Annotated in this window: 19 protein-coding genes; 13 read left to right on the top strand and 6 right to left on the bottom strand. The window is 64.9% G+C overall.

Annotation, left to right across the window (positions count from 1 at the left end; all coding sequences use genetic code 11):
- Positions 1–73 precede the first annotated feature (73 nt).
- Both GSH16_RS01660 and GSH16_RS01655 read left to right on the top strand, forming a co-directional pair.
- Entirely contained in the window at positions 74–610 is a 537-nt protein-coding gene (locus GSH16_RS01660) for a F0F1 ATP synthase subunit B' (RefSeq protein ID WP_160851244.1), read from the top strand.
- Between the two features lie 3 nt (positions 611–613).
- Entirely contained in the window at positions 614–1,144 is a 531-nt protein-coding gene (locus GSH16_RS01655) for a F0F1 ATP synthase subunit B family protein (RefSeq protein ID WP_160851242.1), read from the top strand.
- Positions 1,145–1,221: 77 nt separating this feature from the next.
- Here the strand turns inward: GSH16_RS01655 and GSH16_RS01650 are convergent, their stop codons facing one another.
- Both GSH16_RS01650 and GSH16_RS01645 read right to left on the bottom strand, forming a co-directional pair.
- On the bottom strand, positions 1,222–2,007 hold the full coding sequence (locus tag GSH16_RS01650; RefSeq protein ID WP_160851240.1) for an FCD domain-containing protein: 786 nt from the start codon (positions 2,005–2,007) through the stop codon (positions 1,222–1,224).
- A gap of 116 nt (positions 2,008–2,123) precedes the next feature.
- Positions 2,124–3,035, bottom strand: a complete 912-nt coding sequence (locus tag GSH16_RS01645; RefSeq protein WP_160851238.1) for an amino acid ABC transporter substrate-binding protein — start codon at positions 3,033–3,035, stop codon at positions 2,124–2,126.
- Positions 3,036–3,268: 233 nt separating this feature from the next.
- Here GSH16_RS01645 and GSH16_RS01640 point away from each other — a divergent pair, with 233 nt between their 5' ends.
- The 8 genes from GSH16_RS01640 to GSH16_RS01605 all read left to right on the top strand — a co-directional run bounded on the left by GSH16_RS01640 (position 3,269) and on the right by GSH16_RS01605 (position 12,136).
- Positions 3,269–4,333 carry a LacI family DNA-binding transcriptional regulator gene (locus GSH16_RS01640; protein WP_328803132.1) on the top strand — a complete coding sequence of 355 codons (1,065 nt, stop codon included), beginning with the start codon at positions 3,269–3,271 and terminating at the stop codon, positions 4,331–4,333.
- 48 nt (positions 4,334–4,381) lie between these two features.
- Entirely contained in the window at positions 4,382–5,734 is a 1,353-nt protein-coding gene (locus GSH16_RS01635; protein ID WP_160851235.1) for an ABC transporter substrate-binding protein, read from the top strand.
- Between the two features lie 61 nt (positions 5,735–5,795).
- On the top strand, positions 5,796–7,034 hold the full coding sequence (locus GSH16_RS01630) for a carbohydrate ABC transporter permease (protein WP_160851233.1): 1,239 nt from the start codon (positions 5,796–5,798) through the stop codon (positions 7,032–7,034).
- Positions 7,031–8,263, top strand: a complete 1,233-nt coding sequence (locus tag GSH16_RS01625) for a carbohydrate ABC transporter permease (RefSeq protein WP_160851231.1) — start codon at positions 7,031–7,033, stop codon at positions 8,261–8,263. The genes GSH16_RS01630 and GSH16_RS01625 overlap by 4 nt, the downstream gene beginning before the upstream one ends.
- A gap of 5 nt (positions 8,264–8,268) precedes the next feature.
- Positions 8,269–9,528 (top strand): MGH1-like glycoside hydrolase domain-containing protein, encoded by a 1,260-nt coding sequence (locus GSH16_RS01620; protein ID WP_160851230.1) that lies wholly within the window; start codon positions 8,269–8,271, stop codon positions 9,526–9,528.
- The gene (locus tag GSH16_RS01615; protein WP_160851228.1) at positions 9,525–10,583 is read left to right on the top strand and encodes an ABC transporter ATP-binding protein; all 1,059 of its coding nucleotides are present in this window, start codon (positions 9,525–9,527) and stop codon (positions 10,581–10,583) included. Before GSH16_RS01620 ends, GSH16_RS01615 begins: the two co-directional genes overlap by 4 nt.
- 200 nt (positions 10,584–10,783) lie before the next feature.
- On the top strand, positions 10,784–11,221 hold the full coding sequence (locus GSH16_RS01610; protein ID WP_160851226.1) for a hypothetical protein: 438 nt from the start codon (positions 10,784–10,786) through the stop codon (positions 11,219–11,221).
- Between the two features lie 132 nt (positions 11,222–11,353).
- Complete coding sequence (locus GSH16_RS01605) at positions 11,354–12,136, top strand: DUF2189 domain-containing protein (RefSeq protein ID WP_160851224.1); 783 nt, start codon at positions 11,354–11,356, stop codon at positions 12,134–12,136.
- Positions 12,137–12,176: 40 nt separating this feature from the next.
- Here GSH16_RS01605 and GSH16_RS01600 read toward each other — a convergent pair whose 3' ends face one another.
- Entirely contained in the window at positions 12,177–12,626 is a 450-nt protein-coding gene (locus tag GSH16_RS01600; RefSeq protein ID WP_160851222.1) for a hypothetical protein, read from the bottom strand.
- Positions 12,627–12,764: 138 nt separating this feature from the next.
- On the opposite strand from GSH16_RS01600, the gene GSH16_RS01595 reads away from it, so the two are divergent.
- Positions 12,765–13,916, top strand: coding sequence for a zinc ABC transporter substrate-binding protein (locus GSH16_RS01595; protein ID WP_160851220.1), 1,152 nt, complete (start codon positions 12,765–12,767; stop codon positions 13,914–13,916).
- Between the two features lie 11 nt (positions 13,917–13,927).
- Here the strand turns inward: GSH16_RS01595 and choV are convergent, their stop codons facing one another.
- From choV to choX, 3 genes are all read right to left on the bottom strand, one after another.
- On the bottom strand, positions 13,928–14,974 hold the full coding sequence (choV, locus tag GSH16_RS01590; protein WP_160851218.1) for a choline ABC transporter ATP-binding protein: 1,047 nt from the start codon (positions 14,972–14,974) through the stop codon (positions 13,928–13,930).
- The gene (gene choW, locus GSH16_RS01585) at positions 14,971–15,810 is read right to left on the bottom strand and encodes a choline ABC transporter permease subunit (RefSeq protein WP_160851217.1); all 840 of its coding nucleotides are present in this window, start codon (positions 15,808–15,810) and stop codon (positions 14,971–14,973) included. The genes choV and choW overlap by 4 nt, the downstream gene beginning before the upstream one ends.
- A 103-nt stretch (positions 15,811–15,913) precedes the next feature.
- Positions 15,914–16,843, bottom strand: a complete 930-nt coding sequence (gene choX, locus GSH16_RS01580) for a choline ABC transporter substrate-binding protein (RefSeq protein WP_407941042.1) — start codon at positions 16,841–16,843, stop codon at positions 15,914–15,916.
- Between the two features lie 91 nt (positions 16,844–16,934).
- Here choX and betI point away from each other — a divergent pair, with 91 nt between their 5' ends.
- A complete protein-coding gene (gene betI / locus GSH16_RS01575; RefSeq protein ID WP_160851215.1) occupies positions 16,935–17,507 on the top strand; it encodes a transcriptional regulator BetI in 573 nt (190 codons plus the stop codon).
- Complete coding sequence (betA, locus tag GSH16_RS01570) at positions 17,507–19,168, top strand: choline dehydrogenase (RefSeq protein ID WP_160851213.1); 1,662 nt, start codon at positions 17,507–17,509, stop codon at positions 19,166–19,168. The genes betI and betA overlap by 1 nt, the downstream gene beginning before the upstream one ends.
- Positions 19,169–19,230: the final 62 nt, after the last annotated feature.

Here is a 19,230-nt window from a genome sequence, read left to right as displayed (position 1 = left end):
CCGCGGCCGAGGACCAGGAAAAACGGATCACCCCGCCCGCGGTGCGTGATCCGTCCTGCCACCGGAGAGTGACATGGCAACCACCACAGAGGCGGCCAACGGCGCAGCGGATGCTGCCCCCGGCATGCCGCAGCTCGATTTCTCAACTTTCCCGAACCAGATTTTCTGGCTCGTGGTCGCACTGGTTGCGCTCTATCTCATCCTGAGCCGCGTGGCCCTGCCGCGGATCGGTGCCGTGCTGAGCGATCGGCATGAAACCATTTCCAACGACCTCGAACAGGCGCAGGAGCTCAAGCAGCGCGCCGAAGAGGCCGAGGAAGCCTACAAGACCGCTCTGGCCGACGCGCGCGCCGAAGCCCAGCGGATCGCCGCAGACGCGCGGGCCGAGATCCAGAAGGACCTCGACAAGGCCATCGCCAAGGCGGATGCCGAGATTGCCGCGAAATCGGCTGAATCGGAAAAACGGATTGCCGAGATCCGCGACTCCGCGGCCGACGATGTTGCCATCGTCGCCAAGGATGTGGCGGCTGCGCTCGTCGGCGCGGTTCTGCCCTCGGCTTCCAATGACGCCGACATTGCGTCGGCTGTCACCGACCGGACGAAAGGTTAAGCCATGCTGTACACGATGGTTCCCCTGGCCGGCGACTACCCGTTCCTGAGCCTGAACAACACCAACACCGTTGTCCTGATCGCGTTCGTGATCTTCGTGGGCGTGCTGCTCTACTTCAAGGTTCCCGGCAAGGCGGCCGAGGCGCTCGACAAGCGCGCCGAAGGCATCCGAAAGGACCTTGAGGAAGCTCGTGCCCTGCGGGACGAGGCGCAGGCGCTGCTCGCCTCCTTCGAGCGCAAGCACAAGGATGTTGCCAAGCAGACCGACGATATCGTCGCGGCTGCGCGGACCGAGGCCCAGCTGGCCGCGGACGAGGCGCGCTCCAACCTGACCGACACGATTGCCCGCCGGCTGAAAGCGGCCGAAGAGCAGATCGAGGCGGCCGAGGCCCGCGCGGTGCGCGAAGTTCGGGATCAGGCGATTTCCGTGGCCACCGCAGCGGCGGCCGACGTGATTGCCAAGAACCTGTCCAAGGACGAGGCCGACGCACTGGTCGATGCCGCGATCAAGGATGCGGGCGCCCGGTTGCATTGACCGGTTACGCCTGACCAGCAGAATTGGAAAAGCCCGGCAATCGCGCCGGGCTTTTTCTTTTGTGCCGGAAGCGGTGCCTAACGCGGGGCAGGGACCGGACGCTCGGCCTCATGTGCGAGGCGCAGGCGGGCCGTATCCTCGTGCCGTTCATGGGCCTTCAGGTCGCGCATCGCCTCTTCGATGAAGTCGAGATGTGCCGAAACGGCGCGGCGGGCCGCAGACGGGTCGCGGGCATGGATCGCATCATGGATCGCGCGGTGCTGGGCCAGCAGTTCGTCGCGCGTGTCGCGCACCCCGAAGAGGATGCGGCGGTTGTAGAAAACGCCCTCGCGGAGCATCTCGAACATCGAGCGCATCATGTGGAGCATCACGACATTATGCGCCGCCTCCACGATGGCCATGTGGAAATCGGCATCAAGGCTGCTTTCCTCATCGGGATTGCGCTTGCCATGCGCCGCTTCCATCCGGTCCATCAATGTCGCAATGACCTTCAGGTCGCTTTCGGTCGCAAAACGGGCGGCTCGTTCCGCGGCCAGCCCTTCAAGATCGCGACGGAACTGAAGATAGTCGAAGAGCGCTTCCTCATGGGTGGAGAAAAGCCGTACCAGCGGCGGCGCGAAGGCCGACCCGAGCACGCCCGCCACGTAAGCGCCAGATCCTTTGCGAGTTTCCAGCAGGCCGTCGGCTTCCAACCGGGCCAGCGCTTCGCGCAGGCTGGGCCGGGACACGTCGAGCCGCGCCGCAAGATCACGCTCTGACGGCAGCCGCTCGCCGGGCCGCAGGATGCCGCGCAGGATCAGGCCCTCGATCTGTCGGGCGACCGCATCGGCGAGCTTTTCCTGTGTGACTTTCCGGTAGGGCATCGGCGCTTCCTCTGGCTGGTAAACTAATATGACCAGTTCAGGCGCCGGGTCGAGGGCAAATCGGCCGGACCCGCGATGTGCAGGCCCGGCCGATTCAAGGGTTCCGGTCGATCAGATCACTCGGGCAGGGCGTTGGTCGCGTAGAAAAAGGCGATATGCTCGTCCACCGGCCCGAAATGGGCCTCGAACATGCGCAACACCAGACCGGAGCGGTAGATCTCGCTCAGCGCCCGGTCGACCGCGAGCCGCAATTCGGCATCGCCCTTGGGCAGCGCGATCGCATAGGGCTCGCTCGTGAAGGTGCGTGGCGAGAGCACCAGATCACCGGCGCGCTCATGGTCCCGCAGCACCCCGATCAGAATCGCAAGGTCCGCCACATAGGCATCGACCTGCCCGTTCAGGACCGCCTCGACGCCGGAGATATGCAACTCCATCGGTTCAACCCCGATGGCCGGATCATTGGCGATTACCGCATCGTTCAGCCAGGCTTCGGCCGTGGTGTCGCGCCGGACACCGATGGTCCGGCCGGCAAAAACCGTGCGGAAATTGACCAGCGATTCCGCCGAGCGACCGCTGCCGAGAATCGCGTTGGTCACATCCTCGGCCGCATCCTTTCGGGTCAGGGCGGCGACGCCCGTGGTGAAGGTCGGGATCGAGAAATCGACCAGTTCGCGCCGCGACAGGGTGGCGGTCGTCGCGCCGCAGAGCATGTCCACCTCGCCCGAAGCGATCAGGTCGAACCGCTGGCCGGTGCCCATGGGCGTCAGTTCCGCCTTCAGGTCGGGATTGCCGCTCTGGTTTTGCATCGCCTGTCCGATCGCCATGCACAGTTCGATGGCGAACCCCGCGGGCTGGCCGTCGACGAGAGAGGAGAAGGGCGGCGCGTCGGTGCGGAAGCCCATGCGGATCGTGTTCGTTTCCGTAATCCGGTCCATGGCCTCGCCCGCCGGGGCGGGGGCAGGGGCCGTGGTCAGAAGGGAAAGGGCAGCAAGGGCCGCGCCGAGGCGGGCGGGCATCATTCTGGTCATGGAAATCACCTGTCGGACTGTCTGTTCTCGTTGTCGGTGATGATGGCCGAGCTTGCGGGACCTGTCCATGCCGCCGTTGCGGGCCGATTTGACGACCGGCACATGAATTTCCTGAACCCTGTTGCCGAAACCGGTTTCGGTGACGCAAATGGACGCAAGGAGATCGCAGAATGTCCGAATCAGCGCCGGAAACGGCCAAAAACACAGTCAGGGAGGCTCAGACGGAGCGCCGGGTGACGATCAATGATCTCGCCGACGCGCTCGGGCTGACAAAAGGCACGGTTTCGCGCGCCCTGAACGGCTATACGGACATTTCCGAAACCACACGGCACCGGGTTGCGGCCATGGCCGAAACCATGGGCTACCGGGCATCCGCACAGGCGCGCGCGATCCGCACCGGGCGGGCGCACTCGATCGGACTGGTGCTCAACGTGGATGCAGGCAATGCGCACAAGCCTTTCCTCACCGATTTCATAGACGGTATTTCGCGGGCCGTGAGCGCCGAGAACTGGACGCTGACGGTGGCGACCGCGATTTCCGAAACCGACGAAATGGCCACCTACCGCCGCCTTCTGGACGAGAAGAAGGTGGACGGGTTCATCCTGCCGCGTACACGGATCGTGGATCCGCGGGTCGATCTGCTGCTGCGGGCCAACATGCCCTTCGTGCTCTACGGCCGCACCGGAGAGATGGAGGGCTGCGCCTCGGTCGATGTCGCGGGCGAACTGGCGATGCGGCACGCGGTTGAACTGCTCTCGGGCCTCGGGCACCGCAAGATCGGCTATGTGGGCGGCGGCGCGGTCTACAATTACGCCCCGTTGCGGCTTGAAGGATTTCTGGACGGGATGCGCCGCTGCGGGCTGGCGGTCGATCCCGACCTCATCACCAGCGGGGCCATGACGCCGGACGAAGGCCATGCGCTCGCGATGCGGATGCTGACCCGGGACGCGCCGCCAACGGCGATTGTCGCCGCGCTCGACCAGGCGGCGCTCGGGGTGTGTGCGGCCGCGCAGGCCTGCGGACTCGATGTCGGGCGCGACCTGTCGGTCATCGGCTATGACGGCATCCCGGAAGGGGCCTATGCCCGTCCGCCGCTGACGACATTCGCCGTCGACAGGCGCGCCGCCGGATCGGCGCTTGCGGGCATGCTGCTCGCCCGTATCCGCGGCACCCGCGCCGAAGACCTGCGCCAGCTTCTGGAAGCGCAACTGGTGTTGCGCGGATCGCATGGGCCACCCGCGGGTGACAGTGCGGCGCTGGCGGCGCGGATCGAAGCTGCCACGCCCGCCACGGCCTGACCAAACGACCTCAAGAACCAAAATATGGAACCAACGAAAGGGAGAAACATGACACAAACACAGATGGGACGGCTTCTGGCCGGAACGGTCCTGAGCTTCGGGCTCGGCGCATCCGCGCTGCACGCGCAGGAACTGCGCTTCTGGACCACCGAAACCCAGCCCGAGCGGCTGGCGAAACAGCAGGAAATGGCAGCCGCCTTCGAGGCCGAAACCGGGGCATCGGTCGAGGTGATCCCGGTCGAGGAAAGCGACCTCGGCACACGCGCCACGGCTGCGTTCGCGGCGGGCGACCTGCCGGACGTGATCTATCACACGCTGCAATATGCGCTGCCCTGGACCGAGGCCGGCATCCTCGACACCGACGCCGCGACCGAAGTGGTCGAAGCGCTCGGGCAGGATACGTTTGCCAGCGGCTCGCTTGATATGGCCGCGGTCGAGGGCGGATTTGCCTCCGTGCCCGTGGATGGCTGGACGCAGATGATCGTCTACCGCAAGGACCTGTTCGAGGAAGCCGGTCTGGAGGCACCCAACAGCTATGCCAACGTGCTGGCGGCCATCGAGGCGCTGCACAATCCGCCCGAGATGTTCGGTTTCGTCGCCGCGACAAAGATCGACGAGAATTTCATGAGCCAGGTTCTGGAACATGTGTTCCTCGCAAATGGCGTCTCTCCGGTGGACGAAAACGGCTTCAAGCCGCTGGACGAAGCCGCGACGATCGAGGTGCTCGATTTCTACAAGGCGATTGCCGAAGCCTCCCCGCCGGGCGAATTGTACTGGAAACAGTCGCGCGAGCTCTATTTTGCCGGGCAGGCCGCGATGATCATCTGGTCGCCCTTCATTCTCGACGAACTGGCCGGTCTGCGTGACAGCGCCCCGCCGACCATCAACGACGATCCGACCTCGCCGGAACTGGCGTCCAAGACCGGCATCGTGACAAGCTTCGCGGGACCGTCCAATCCCGACGGCGCGGCCTGGGGCGACGTGCGCTATTTCGGGATCACCACCGATGCGGATATCGATCCGGCGATGGAGTTCGTGAAATTCTCCATGGATGAAGGCTACACCCAGACCCTGTCGATCGCGCCCGAGGGCAAGTTCCCGGTGCGCCGCGGCACTGCGGACGAACCCAACAAGTTCTCCGAAGCCTGGGCGCAACTGCCGGTTGGCGTGGACCGCAAGGCCCCGCTGTCGGAGCTTTATGCGCAGGAGATGATCGACGAGATTGTCGGCGGACTGGACACCGCGCAGCGCTGGGGTGTGGCCGAGGGGCAGCTGTCGCTCGCGTCCAAGATCATCAACAGCCAGGTCATCAACCGTCTGGTGCGTGAATATATCGACGGTGTGAATGACGGGCCGGCGACGGTCGCGGCGCTCAACGACGAACTGTCGAAGATCGAGTGACCCATCTTCCGGGCCGCGCGCATCCCTGCGCGGCCCGGACCATCCATCGGGACAGCAACCCATGACATCCACCACCCCGCCCGTCGGCGCGGGGCCCCTTCAGCGGCGCGAGGCGCGGCTGGCCTGGGGGCTTCTCAGCCCGACACTGATTTCCGTCGCGCTCGTCGTGATCCTGCCGCTGCTCGCGATCTTCTGGATCAGCGTGAAGCCGGTGGAACTGGCCGACCTGCGCGCCCCTGCTCCGGTCGTGCGGGACGCGCTGCGCGGCAGCGGCGACGATCTGCGGCTGGAATACCGGCTGCGCAATTCCAGCCAGGAGCAGGAGGTGCGCAATGTCGTGCTGACCGCGACCTTGCCCGACGGCGTGCTGCCAGCCGGCGACCTGCCGGACGCCTGCACGCTCGAAGCGGATCGGCTCACCTGCCGTTTCGACCTGTTCGAACCGGGGCACCGGGACCGGCTCGCGCTGCCTGTCACGCTTGACGGGACAAGCGCGGATGCCGCCAAGGACGCCCTGCGCGCCGCACCGGCCACGGCCACGGGCGAGAGCGACAATGTGCTGACCGACACGACCTTCACGCTCGACAATTTCCGCAAGGTGTTCGACGGCGGCGAGTTCTGGTCGGTCCTGTGGGTGACGCTGTTCTATACCGTTTTCGGCACAATCGGGGCGCTGCTCTTCGGCATGTTTGCCGCACTCCTGCTCAACAAGAGCTTTCGCGGGCAGGGCGTGCTGCGCGGGCTCTATCTCTTCCCTTATGTCGCGCCGGTGATCGCGGTGGCTTTCACCTGGGTGACGCTCTTCGACCCGTTTTCCGGCTCGATCAACGCGCTCTTGCTGCAAATGGGCGCGACCGAGGCGAGCATCAATTTCTTCGGGGAAAAGCCGCTCGCGCTCATCATGGTGACGGTCTTCGAGATCTGGCGCTATTTCCCTCTGTCCTTCCTCTTCATCCTTGCGCGGATGCAGTCGATCGACACGGACATGTATGAGGCCGCGGACATGGACGGAGCCTCGCCCTTCCAGCAATTCTGGTATCTCAGCCTGCCGCAACTGCTCGGCATCCTATCGGTCCTGTTCCTTCTGCGCTTCATCTGGACCTTCAACAAGTTCGACGACATTTTCCTGCTCACAGGCGGCAATGCGGGCACCCGGACGCTGACGGTCAATGTCTATGAACAGGCGTTCGCGCTCAGCAATATCGGGGCCGGCGCGGCTGTGGCGGTGGTGATCTTCGCCTGCCTGATCCTCTTCGCGGTGCTCTTCTTCCGCTTCCTGTCGCGGGAGGAGGGGCTATGAACCTCCTGCGCAAAGGTGGCGTGACGGCCTGGATCATCGGGGCGCTCTGGGCGGTCACGATGAGCATCTGCGTCGCGATCGTGATTTCCTTCTCCACTGGCCGTCCGCTGGCGCCGACGCTCCTGTCGGCCGCCGCGCTTGGCGGTCTGGCGGGGCTGGCGCTCGTCGCGCGCAAGGGCGAGGGGCTTGCGCTTGGCCGCTGGCTTCCGGTGGGGGGTGCGTTCCTCGTGGCCATCGCCGCCCATATCTGGGACGGGCCCGCGATGCGCGGCACCGCCGAGACGGGCGCGCTCTGGATGGCCGTGGCCTGGGCCGGGTTCGCCGCGACCGTTGCTGGCCCGCTTCTGGTGATGCTCAAGGAGCTTCAGCCCGGCCCGAACAGCCGGCATGATTTCGAGGCCGCCGTGATCCGGTTCCTGACCGGCTTCGGCTATGTGTTCTTCACCGCGATCGTCGCCATTCCCTTCTATGTGATGGTGATGACCAGCCTGAAAAGCCAGCAGGCGCTTCTGGCCAATCCGCTCGACTTCTCCATCGACCTGAGCCGCGGCACGGACCTGTTCCGCTCTTACGTGGAACTGTTCCGCGACTTCAACTTCGGGCGCTACATGGCAATTTCGGCCTTCGTGTCGGTTGCGACCGTGGCGATCACGATCCTGTTCAGTGTGCCCGGCGCCTATGCGGTGTCGCGGCTGCGGTTCAGCGGCCAGGCGGTCATGTCGCGCTCGATCCTGCTCATCTACATGGTGCCGATGATCGTGCTGGCGCTGCCCATCTATATCGGCTTCTCGATGCTGGGCCTGCGCAACTCGGTCTTCGGGCTGCTGCTCATCTATCCGGTGACCACGATCCCGGTCGCGCTCTACATGTTGCAGGGCTATTTCCGCGGCATTCCGGCAGAGATCGAGGAGGCCGGGCTGATGGACGGGCTGAGCCGCCTGAAGGTGATCTGGAAGATCACGCTGCCGCTGTCGCTGCCGGCGCTGGCCTCCGTATCGCTCTATGTGTTCATGATCGCATGGAACGAGTTCCTGCTCGCCTTCATGCTCCTTGATGACCCGAGCAAGTTCACGCTCACGCGCGGCGTGGCCATGCTCAATTCCTCCGAAATTCCCCGACAGCACCTGATGGCCGGCGCGGTGATCGCCACCGTGCCGATCATGGTGCTGTTCCTCGGGCTCGAACGTTTCATGACCCGCGGCCTGACCGCCGGGTCGGTAAAAGGATGACTGCCATGAAAGACCGCACGCTCGACCTTCGCGCCGTCGAGATCCTGCAGAAGAACGACCGCGGGCTCTACACGGTGCCCACTTCGGGGCTCTATCCCTACCAGTGGAACTGGGACAGCGCCTTTGCCGCACTGGGCTTTGCGGAGTTCAACCTCGACCGCGCCTGGACCGAGATCGACACGCTGTTCAACGCCCAGTGGGACAATGGCATGGTGCCGCACATCATCTTTCACCGGCGGGTGGACGGCTATTTCCCGGGGCCGGACGTGTGGGGCACAAACAGCGTGCCGGCCAGTTCCGGCATCACCCAGCCGCCCGTGGCTGCGAGCATCGTGCGCCATATCTACGACCATGATCCGGGCATCGGGCGCGCGCATGTGGAGCGGCTCTTGCCGAAACTCGTCGCTTGGCATCGGTGGTTCCACGACTATCGCTGCGAGGCGGGCCCCTGTGCCGTCACCCACCCGTGGGAATCGGGGCGGGATAATGCGCCGGACTGGGATGCGGCGATGGCGGCGATCGACACGTCCGGTGTCGGCGAATATACGCGCCGTGACACGGCCCATGTGGATGCGTCGATGCGCCCGACCAAGGAAGATTACGACCGCTATCTGGCCATCCTCTATTTCGGACGGGACCATGAATGGGACGAGGCAGCAATCCGCGACCGTGGACCGTTCCGCGTGGCCGACCCGGCGATGAGCTTCATCCTGATGCGCGCCAACCGCGATCTGGCAGACATGCTGGAACGGTTCGGGCAGGACCGCGCCGAGGTGGACGGCTGGATTGCCGAACTGGAGGCCGGCGTCGAAGACCTGTGGAACGCCGATCTCGGGGCCTATGATGCGCGCGACCTGCGCACCGGAGACTTTGCCGGCAGCCTGTCGAGCGGATCGTTCCTCAGCTGGTATGGCGGCTTGCGCGATGACCGGATGCTCGACTGGTACGACAAGGTGGCCGGTGCGCTGCCCTACGGCGTGCCGAGCTACTATCCGCAAGGAGCGAAGTTCAACGCCAAACGCTACTGGCGCGGGCCGGTCTGGGGGATCGTCAACCGGCTGATCGCCGTTGGACTTGCCGATGCGGGCCATGCGGACCGTGCCGAACAGTTGCGCGAGCGGACGGCCGAATTGATCCGCAAGGGCGGTTTCCACGAATATTTCGACCCCGAGGACGGGTCGGCCGCCGGCGGTGGCACTTTTACCTGGACGGCGGCGATCTGGCTCGCCTGGGCGTCCTCCAGTTCCGGGAGGGCCGCAGCATGAGCAGCGCCATCGAATTGCGGGCGGTCGAGAAATGGTTCGGCGATGTGCAGGTCATCAAAGGGATCGACCTTGCCATCGAGGAGGGCGAGTTCGTCATCTTCGTCGGCCCGTCGGGCTGCGGGAAATCCACGCTTCTGCGCATGATCGCAGGGCTGGAGGAGGTGAGCCGCGGGCAGGTGATCGTCGGTGGGCGCGATGCCACCGCCGAGCCGCCTTCGAAACGCGGGCTGGCCATGGTGTTCCAGTCCTATGCGCTCTACCCGCATATGAACGTGCGGGAGAACATGGGCTTCTCGCTCAAGACCGCCGGGCGCCCGAAAGCGGAGATCGCGCAGATGGTGGACGAGGCCGCGCGGGCCCTCCGGCTGGAAGAGTATCTCGACAGGCGGCCGAAGGAACTGTCGGGCGGACAGCGGCAACGCGTGGCCATCGGCCGCTCGATCGTGCGTGACCCGACCGCGTTTCTCTTCGACGAGCCGCTGTCCAATCTCGACGCCGCATTGCGGGTCGAGATGCGCTACGAGATCGCCAAGCTGCACCAGACGCTGGATGCGACCATGATCTACGTGACCCACGATCAGGTGGAGGCGATGACGCTCGCCGACCGGATCGTGGTGCTGCAGGGCGGGGTTATCGAGCAGGTGGGCCGGCCACGGGAGCTTTACGAGCGACCCGCCAACCTGTTTGTGGCCCAGTTCATCGGCAGCCCGAAGATGAACATCCTGCCCTGCACGACGGAGGCTGGCGAGGTCGTTGTCGACGGGCGGTCGACGGGGCTTAAGACCCAAAGCGCGGCCGCGCATCTGGGCGTGCGGCCTGAGGCCATCCGGACGGTGCCTACTGCGGCGGAGGCCCATTGTTCGGGCCGCGTTGACGTGCGCGAATATCTCGGTGCGGATACGTTCGTGCTCGTCGATTGCGGCGCGGCCGGAAAGGTGAACCTGCGCCTAACGGGCGATGCGGACCCGGCACCGGGGACGGAAATGCACCTCGCCTTCGATCCCGAACGGGTGCATCTTTTCGATGCGGCGGGACAGGCGACCAACAGTGGGTGAAACACCGGAAAGATCGTCTGCCGCATTTTCAACCTTTTCTCGGCAAATTCACGGTTTATAGACAGTTTAGGTAGATTTGAGTAAACTGTTCTTACCGTCGGTCGTGGGGAATCGGCGGTTGGCAGAAGCCGGATGGGTGTACCTGCTCGTGTGCTGAGCAAGTGTGGTCGGTGGATGCCGCGTAACGAGGAGACATGTGTATGTCTGATCAGGTGGGGAAACTGGTCGCCGTGGCGATCAGTACCGAGAATGTGGAGGAAGCCGTTTCGGCTCTTCGCATGGCGCGCAAGAAGCAGCCGCATGGCGTGCTCGACGCCGATATCAGCCCGAACTGGACGAAATTCCACCGCGAGAAGCAGGAGTTGAGCGACCGTGTCGCCGCCTTCGAGGAAGAGCGCAACGCCTTCCTGCGCCGTGTCACGGCGGAGGAGGACGGCAAGACCCGGCGCGGCAGCGGCTGGTGGCGAACGGCACCGCGCAAACTTGCCGTGCTGACGATCCTGACCGGCGTGACCATCGCGGGCACAGGCTATGCGACCGGCGCGCTGAACCGGGATATTCCGATGTCGAAATTTGCTTCGGTGGAGTCGATCTGCGGACATCTGGTCAAGGCGGGCATTGTCGCCTGCGGGCGCTGAGGACCGGCCGGCCGCAGGACCGGTCCCGTTTGCGGCTGGCGCGGCTGACGTTGCGTCAGCAAATCTCTTGCCTGTCTGACCGTTCCTTTCCTATCCTCAAGCGATGACACGCAGATGTCCGGGAGGATAGACATGACCGACACGACCGAACCGCCCGTCATTCCCGACGCGCAGGCCGTGACCACGGCGGACCTGACGGCGGCGCTCGCTGCAGGCTGGCGGGATTTCCTGAAAGCGCCCATGTTCGGGATTGTCTTCGGCGCGCTCTTCTCGGTGATCGGGATCACGATCTACCTGCAACTGGTCGTGCAGGGGTCGAGCTACTGGATCCTGCCACTGGCCTGCGGTTTCCCGCTGGTAGGTCCCTTCTTGGCAGTAGGGCTCTACGAGGTCAGCCGCGAACTGGAAGCCGGCCAGAAACCGACCTGGCCGCGCATCTTCCGCACAATTCTGGGTCAGAGCCAGGGGCAGGTGCCGTCGATGGCATTCGTGGTGCTCTTCTTCTATCTCGTCTGGGTCTATCTGGCGCATCTGGTCTTTGCGCTCTCATTCGGGCTGCGTCCGCTGACCAATGTGATGACATCGGCCGACCTGCTCTTTTCACCACAAGGGATCACGATGCTCCTCGTCGGTACGATCGTGGGCGGCGCGCTCGCCGCGCTTCTGTTTGCCGTCACGGTCATGGCGGTCCCGATGATCGTCGACCGCGATGTGGATGTGGTGACGGCGATGATCCGCAGTTTCACCTTCGTGCGCGACAATGCAGGCACAATGGCGCTCTGGGCGGTGATCGTGGTGGTGCTGAGCATCCTCGGCAGCCTGCCCGGCTTCCTCGGGATGATCCTCGTCTTCCCGGTGCTGGGTCATGCGACCTGGCACTTGTACCGCCGGGCCTATCCGCGCGGCGACGGGTGATGAAGCGCGCGGGCCGGTCCGGCCCGCGCCGTTCGTTCCGCTATTCCACTTTTGGAGCAACGGTGGAGAAAGCCTCCCCGTTCCAGACAACGGCCTCGTAGCAGCGGCGCAGGTTGGTGCCGCCGCAATTGGCGCCATGGATGGCGAAGAGCAGGATCCGGTCCTCGCCCCATTCAACGACCTTCCAGCCCTTGGCGAGCCACTTGCCCTCGGTCCCGCCGACGAGCGCATGGACCATGCAGCCACCCGTGCCGCAGTAGAGCGACGCGGCGGATGAGCAAGCGAACCTGCTTTCGTCGACGATCGTGTCCTCCGTGCCGTCCCCGTCGAGGTCGACCATCGTCACCGCGTCACCGGCGTCGAACGTGCCGTTCTCGAAACTGGTGCAGGCCGCTTCTGCCTCGCCCAGAATGTCGGCAATATGGCCGTCGGCCTGTGCGGCCGTGGCGCCAAGCGCGATGGCCAGAAGGGTCATGAAAATCCGTGTCATCTGTGCCTCCTCCGATGAAAATCCCTGCGCCCAGACTGGGCGGCACGCGTGGCTTTGGCAAGTCCACCGGAGAAAGCACTTGATATGTTATACTATAACAATTACGGATGCGGCTCTCACCATGTAGGAGCCCGTTTCATGTCCAGATTCCGCCGATCCCTGTCCACTGCCGCCATTCTGGCCGTCATCGCCCCGGTTGCGGGTGCTGCGGCACCGAAAGTCGTGACCGATATTCGCCCCGTTCATGCGCTTGTTGCGCGCGTGATGGAGGGGGCAGGGACACCGGACCTGCTGTTGCAGGGCAGCGAGGATCCGCACCACCAGTCGCTCAAGCCCTCGCAGGCGCGCAACCTGCAGGATGCCGACATGCTGGTCTGGATCGGGCCGGCGATGACGCCATGGCTGGCCGAGGCGGCCGAAGCGCTGGGCGACGGGCAGTCGCTTGCGCTTCTTGACCTCGACGTGACGGCGCAGCGCGAAACCCGCGACGGTCCCATCTTCGACCATGACCACGATCATGAAGACGGGGATCATGACGACCATGGTCACGACGATCACGATGACGAAAAGCATGGCGATGAAGACCATGACGACCATGGGGACGAGGCGCATGACGATCATGCGGACGACGAGGATCATGCAGAGCATGATGACCACGACGATCATGATGATCACGATAGCGAGGAACATGCCGAAGGGCATGACGAGCATGACGACCATGCCGATGAAGACGGCCATGATGATCATGACGACCATGCCGGACACGATCACGGACCGATCGACCCGCATGCCTGGCTCGACCCGGCCAATGCAGCCGCATGGACCGGCGTTTTGGCTGAGAAACTGGCCGAGCTTGACCCCGAAAATGCGGATCTCTACCGCGCCAATGCCGAAGCCGCACAGGCGGAACTGGCGGCGCTCGCCGAAGAACTGAACGCGCAACTCTCAGACCTCGATGCGCCTTTCGTCGTCTATCACGATGCCACGCAATATTTCGAAGAAGCATTCGACCTGCACGCGCTTGGTTCGATCGCGGTGAGCGACAATGCCAAGCCGGGGGCGGCCCGCCTGCGCGACATCCGCACCGAGATGCAGGAGGGTGACCTGCATTGCGTCCTGTCCGACACGAGTGCATCTGAGAGCGTGCTCCGCACGGCGACCGAAGGCATGGATGTGGAGGTCGTGACCCTCGACCTGCTCGGCGTGGATCTGGAGCCGGGGGCGGCGCTCTACGGTCAGATGCTGCGCGCGATGGCCGACGATATCGCCGGCTGCCTGTCCCACGACTGACGGGGGCGGGCTCAGTCCGCGGCGGGCGCCTGGCTCTTGCGCAGCGCGGCAAGAATGTCGCGCGGCGTGATCTGGCCGACAATGGCCCCGTCGCGGCCGGTCACCCCGACCGGCCCTGACGCATCGTGACAATCGCGGATGACACGGTCCATCCGCTCGTCTTCATGCACCGTTCCGGCGGTCACCAGATCCGCCGGAGCGGGCTGCATCACATCGCCCGCGCGCAGGACGCCGAGCGGGTTCATATGCGCCACGAAATCCGCCACATAGTCGTTTTCCGGCGCGGCTATGATCTCCCGCGGGGTGCCGCACTGGACGATCCGACCGCCTTCCATGATCGCGATCCGGTCGCCGATCTTGAACGCCTCGTCGAGATCGTGGCTGACGAAAATGATCGTGCGTTTCAGCCGCGCCTGCAGGTCCAGCAACTCGTCCTGCAGCCGGGTCCGGATGAGCGGGTCGAGCGCGGAGAAAGGCTCGTCCATCAAGAGGATCGGCGCTTCGGTGGCAAAAGCGCGGGCAAGGCCGACGCGCTGCTGCATCCCGCCGGACAGTTCGCCGACGCGCCGGTCGGCCCAGTCCTGCAGGCCCACGAGTTCCAGCTGTTCCGCGATCCGGGCCTCGCGCTCGGACCGTTTCAGCCCCGCCAGTTCCAGCCCGAGCCCGACATTGTCCGCGACCGAGCGCCAGGGCAGCAGGCCGAATTGCTGGAACACCATCGCGACCCGGCTGAGCCGCAGGCGACGGAGCGTGCGCGCGTCCGTATGGCTGACGGGCACCAGCCCCGTGCCGTCATGGACGCGGACCTCGCCGCGGGCGACCGGGTTCAGCCCGTTCACGGCCCGCAAGAGCGTGGATTTGCCGGAACCGGACAGTCCCATCAGGACGAGAATCTCGCCCTCTTCGACCTCGAGGCTGGCATTGTGGACGCCCAGCACCTGACCGGTCCGGTCCTGAATCTCTGACCGGCTCATGCCTTTGTCCATCAGCGGCAGCGCGGTTTTCGGCGCATCGCCGAACACGATATTCACCGCATCGAAGGCGACCATCACCGTCATTTCTTCTGCCCCCGGATGCGCAGCATGCGGTCGAGCAGGATCGCCACCACCACGATGATGAAGCCGCTTTCGAAGCCAAGCGCGGTATTGACCTGATTGAGCGCGCGCACCACCGGCACGCCGAGCCCGTCAGCCCCGACCAGCGCCGCGATGACCACCATGGACAGCGAGAGCATGATCGTCTGGTTGAGGCCCGCCATGATCTGCGGCAGCGCGTAGGGCAGTTCCACCTTCCAGAGCTTCTGGCGCGGGGTCGCGCCGAAGGCTTCGGCAGCCTCGATGAGCGCGCGCGGCGTGTTGGACACGCCCAGATGGGTCAGCCGGATCGGCGCGGGCAGGACGAAAATCACCGTTGCCATCAGCCCCGGCACCATGCCGATACCGAAGAAGACGATGGCGGGGATCAGATAGACGAAGGTCGGCAGCGTCTGCATCAGGTCGAGGATCGGCCGCATGACGGTGTAGAGCCGCGGCCGGTGCGCGGCCGCAATGCCGATGGGCACGCCCACGGCCATGCAGACCATGCAGGCGGCCAGCACAAGCGTCAGGCTTTCGGTCGTCTCGTCCCAATAGCCTTGATTGATGATGAAAAGCAGCCCGGCAAGCACCAGCAGGCTCGTCTGCCAGCTGCGCTGCAACAGCCAGCTGAGGATCACGAAAACCGCGACGACGACGAGCACCGGCGGGGTCTGCATGGTCCAGAGGATCGCGCCGATCAGCGCATCAAGTCCGTCGGCCAGCGCGTCGAAGAGCCATTCGGCATTGTCCTGAAGCCAGTCGAAAAAGGCCGCAGCGGTCTTTCCGACCGGGATCTTGTTCTCGGTGAGCCAGTCCATGCCGTTCCTCTGCCGCGCGGGGGCAGGGCACGCGCCCGGTGTCGGGCGCGTGCCCCCGGTCTGTCAGGCGCCGCACGCAGGGGTGCGGCGGCGCCGTTCTTCCTTACTGCAGAGCAGCCTTGGCCGCGTCGATGGCCGGTGCGCCATCCTTGGTCGTCACGCCGTCGAGCCAGGCGTCGAGCGTGCCGGGATTGGCGGCAAGCCATGCCTTGGCGGCTTCGTTCGGGTCGGTGCCCTCATCGAGGATCGCGCCCATGATCTCGTTTTCCATGGCGAGCGAGAATTCCAGATTGTTGAGAAGCGCACCCACGTTCGGGCATTCCTCCACATAGCCGGCGCGGGTGTTGGTATAGACCGTGGCACCGCCAAGGTCCGGCCCGAAATAATCGTCGCCACCCGTCAGGTAGGTCAGGTCGAAATTGGCGTTCATCGGGTGCGGTTCCCAGCCGAGGAAGACGATCGGCTCGTCTTTCTTGCTGGCCCGCTCGACCTGCGCAAGCATGCCTTGCTCGGAGCTTTCAACCACTTCGAAGCCCGACAGGCCGAACGCGTCGCTGTCGATCATGTCCTGGATCAGGCGGTTGCCGTCATTGCCCGGCTCGATGCCGTAGATCTTGCCGTCGAGCGCGTCCTTCTGCGCGGCGATATCCGCGAAATCGGCAATGCCGGCGGCCGCAGCCGCGGCGTTGACCGCGAGCGTGTATTTCGCGCCTTCGAGGTTCGCGCGCACCGTGTCGACCGTGCCGGCGTCGCGATATTTTGCAATGTCGGCTTCCATGGTCGGCATCCAGTTGCCCAGGAACACATCCACGTCACCCTTTTCGAGCGACACATAGGTGACCGGGACGGACAGGACCTTCACATCCGTCTCGTAGCCGAGCGCCTCGAGCACCACGCTCGTCGCGGCGGTGGTGGCGGTGATGTCGGTCCAGCCGACATCGGAGAAGGTCACCGTATCGCAATTGGCATGCGCCGCGCCGGCAAGGCTCATCAGAACGGTCAGGCTCGCAGCGGTTCGGATCATCGGGGTCATCTCGGTCTCCTGTTGGTGAGATTTTTTCTTGATTGACGGGTCAATTAAAAACATAAGATTCAGTTTAGCAAGACTTTCAGGGAAAGCCCACATGCCGAAGCTCGGAATGGAACCGATCCGCCGCCGTGCGCTCATCGAGGCGACGATCCTTGAGGTCGGGCAGGCCGGCTCGCTCGACGTGACCGTTGGCCAGATCGCCAAACGGGCGGGCATGTCACCGGCGCTGGCGCACCATTATTTCGGCGGCAAGGAGCAGATTTTCCTCGCCGCGATGCGCCAGATCCTGAGCGATTTCGGCACCGGTGTTCTGGAAGGGCTGAAATCCGCCCGCAGCCCGCGCGAACGGATCGAGGCGGTGATCGCGGCCAGTTTCGCGCCGCGCAATTTCGCAACCGAAACCGTGGCGGCCTGGCTCACCTTCTATGTGCAGGCCCAGCATGCGCCCGACGCGCAGCGGCTCTTGCAGATCTATGCCCGCCGCCTGAACGACAATCTGGTCCATGACCTGTCGGCCCTGATCGACCGCGACGCCGCGCAACGTCTCGCGCAGGGTATCGGCGCGATGATCGACGGCTTCTATATCCGGCAGGCCCTGCACCGGAGTGGCCCGGCGCCCGCCGAAGCCGTGGCCATCATCGGCGCCTATATCGACCAGAACCTGTGATGGAGGCCGATTTCGTCATCGTCGGGGCCGGTTCTGCGGGCTGTGCGCTGGCCTACCGGCTGTCGGAAAATCCGGCCAACCGGGTGATCCTGATCGAATATGGCGGCTCGGATGCGGGGCCGCTCATCCAGATGCCGGGTGCGCTGTCCTTCCCGATGAACATGGCGCGCTACGACTGGGGCTTTGCGACCGAGCCCGAGCCGCATCTGGGCAACCGCGTGCTCGCAACCCCGCGCGGCAAGGTGATCGGCGGGTCCTCCTCGGTCAACGGGATGGTCTTCGTGCGCGGCCACGCGGAGGATTTCAACCATTGGGCGGAAAGCGGGGCCAGCGGCTGGTCCTATGCCGACGTGCTGCCCTATTTCAAGCGGATGGAAACCTGGCACGGGGGCAGCGCCCATGATGACGCGCCCTATCGCGGGCGTTCCGGCCCGCTCCATGTCACCCGCGGCCCGCGCCGCAATCCGCTCTACCATGCGTTCGTCACGGCCGGGTCGGAAGCCGGCTACCCGCTGACCGACGACTATAACGGCGCCCAGCAGGAAGGGTTCGGGGCTTTCGAGCAGACGGTCTGGCGCGGGCGGCGCTGGTCGGCCGCCAACGCCTATCTGCGCCCTGCGTTGAAGCGCCCGAACCTGACATTGGTGCGGGGCCTCGCACAGCGCGTGACCTTTGATGGCAGTCGTGCCACCGGTGTGGAGATCGCGCGGCGCGGCCGGGTCGAGGTGATCCGCGCACGGCGCGAGGTTGTGCTCGCCGCCAGTTCGATCAACACGCCGAAACTTCTGATGTTGTCGGGCATTGGTCCGGCCGCGCATCTGGCCGAGCATGGCATAGACGTGCGGGCCGACCGTCCTGGCGTCGGGCAGAACCTGCAGGACCATCTGGAAGTCTATTTCCAGATGCGCAGCCTGAAGCCGGTGACGCTCTATTCCTACTGGAACCTGCCCGGCAAGGCGCTCGTCGGGGCGCAGTGGCTGTTCGCGCGGCGCGGCGTCGGGGCGTCGAACAATTTCGAGAGCACGGCCTTCATCCGGTCGGCCGCCGGCGTGTCCTATCCCGATATCCAGTATCACTTCCTGCCGCTCGCCGTGCGCTATGACGGGCGGACGGCCGTGCGCGGCCACGGGTTCCAGGCCCATGTCGGGCCGATGCGCTCGGCCTCGCGCGGGGCGGTCACATTGCGGGATGCCCGTCCCGAAACGCCACCCGTGATCCGGTTCAACTACATGTCCGAAGCCTCCGACTGGGTCGAGTTCCGGACCTGCCTGCGCCTGACGCGGGAGATTTTCGCCCAGCCCGCTTTCGACGCCTATCGCGGGGAAGAAATTCTGCCCGGCGCCGATGCCACGAGCGACGACGCGCTCGACGATTTCATCCGTGCCCATGCAGAGAGCGCCTATCACCCGTGCGGGACTGCGAAGATGGGGGCGGCGGATGATCCGATGGCGGTGGTCGATCCGGCCTGCCGCGTGATCGGGGTCGAGGGGCTGCGGGTCGCGGACAGTTCGATTTTCCCGCGCATTACCAATGGCAATCTCAACGCGCCGAGCATCATGGTGGGCGAGAAGGCGGCCGACCATATCCTTGGCGGAGACATGCTGCCGCCCGAGAACCTCGCGCCATGGCGGCATCCCGACTGGCAGAACAACCAGCGGTAAGGGCGCATTTCGCGACCTGTTGACTATTTTGTGACCAGTAGCGGCAAAAGCCGTGATTTGCT

This window comes from Oceanomicrobium pacificus, from assembly GCF_009833495.1.
GTDB classification, from domain to species: Bacteria; Pseudomonadota; Alphaproteobacteria; order Rhodobacterales; family Rhodobacteraceae; genus Oceanomicrobium; species Oceanomicrobium pacificus.
This window is presented reverse-complemented; position numbering and strand designations above follow the sequence as displayed.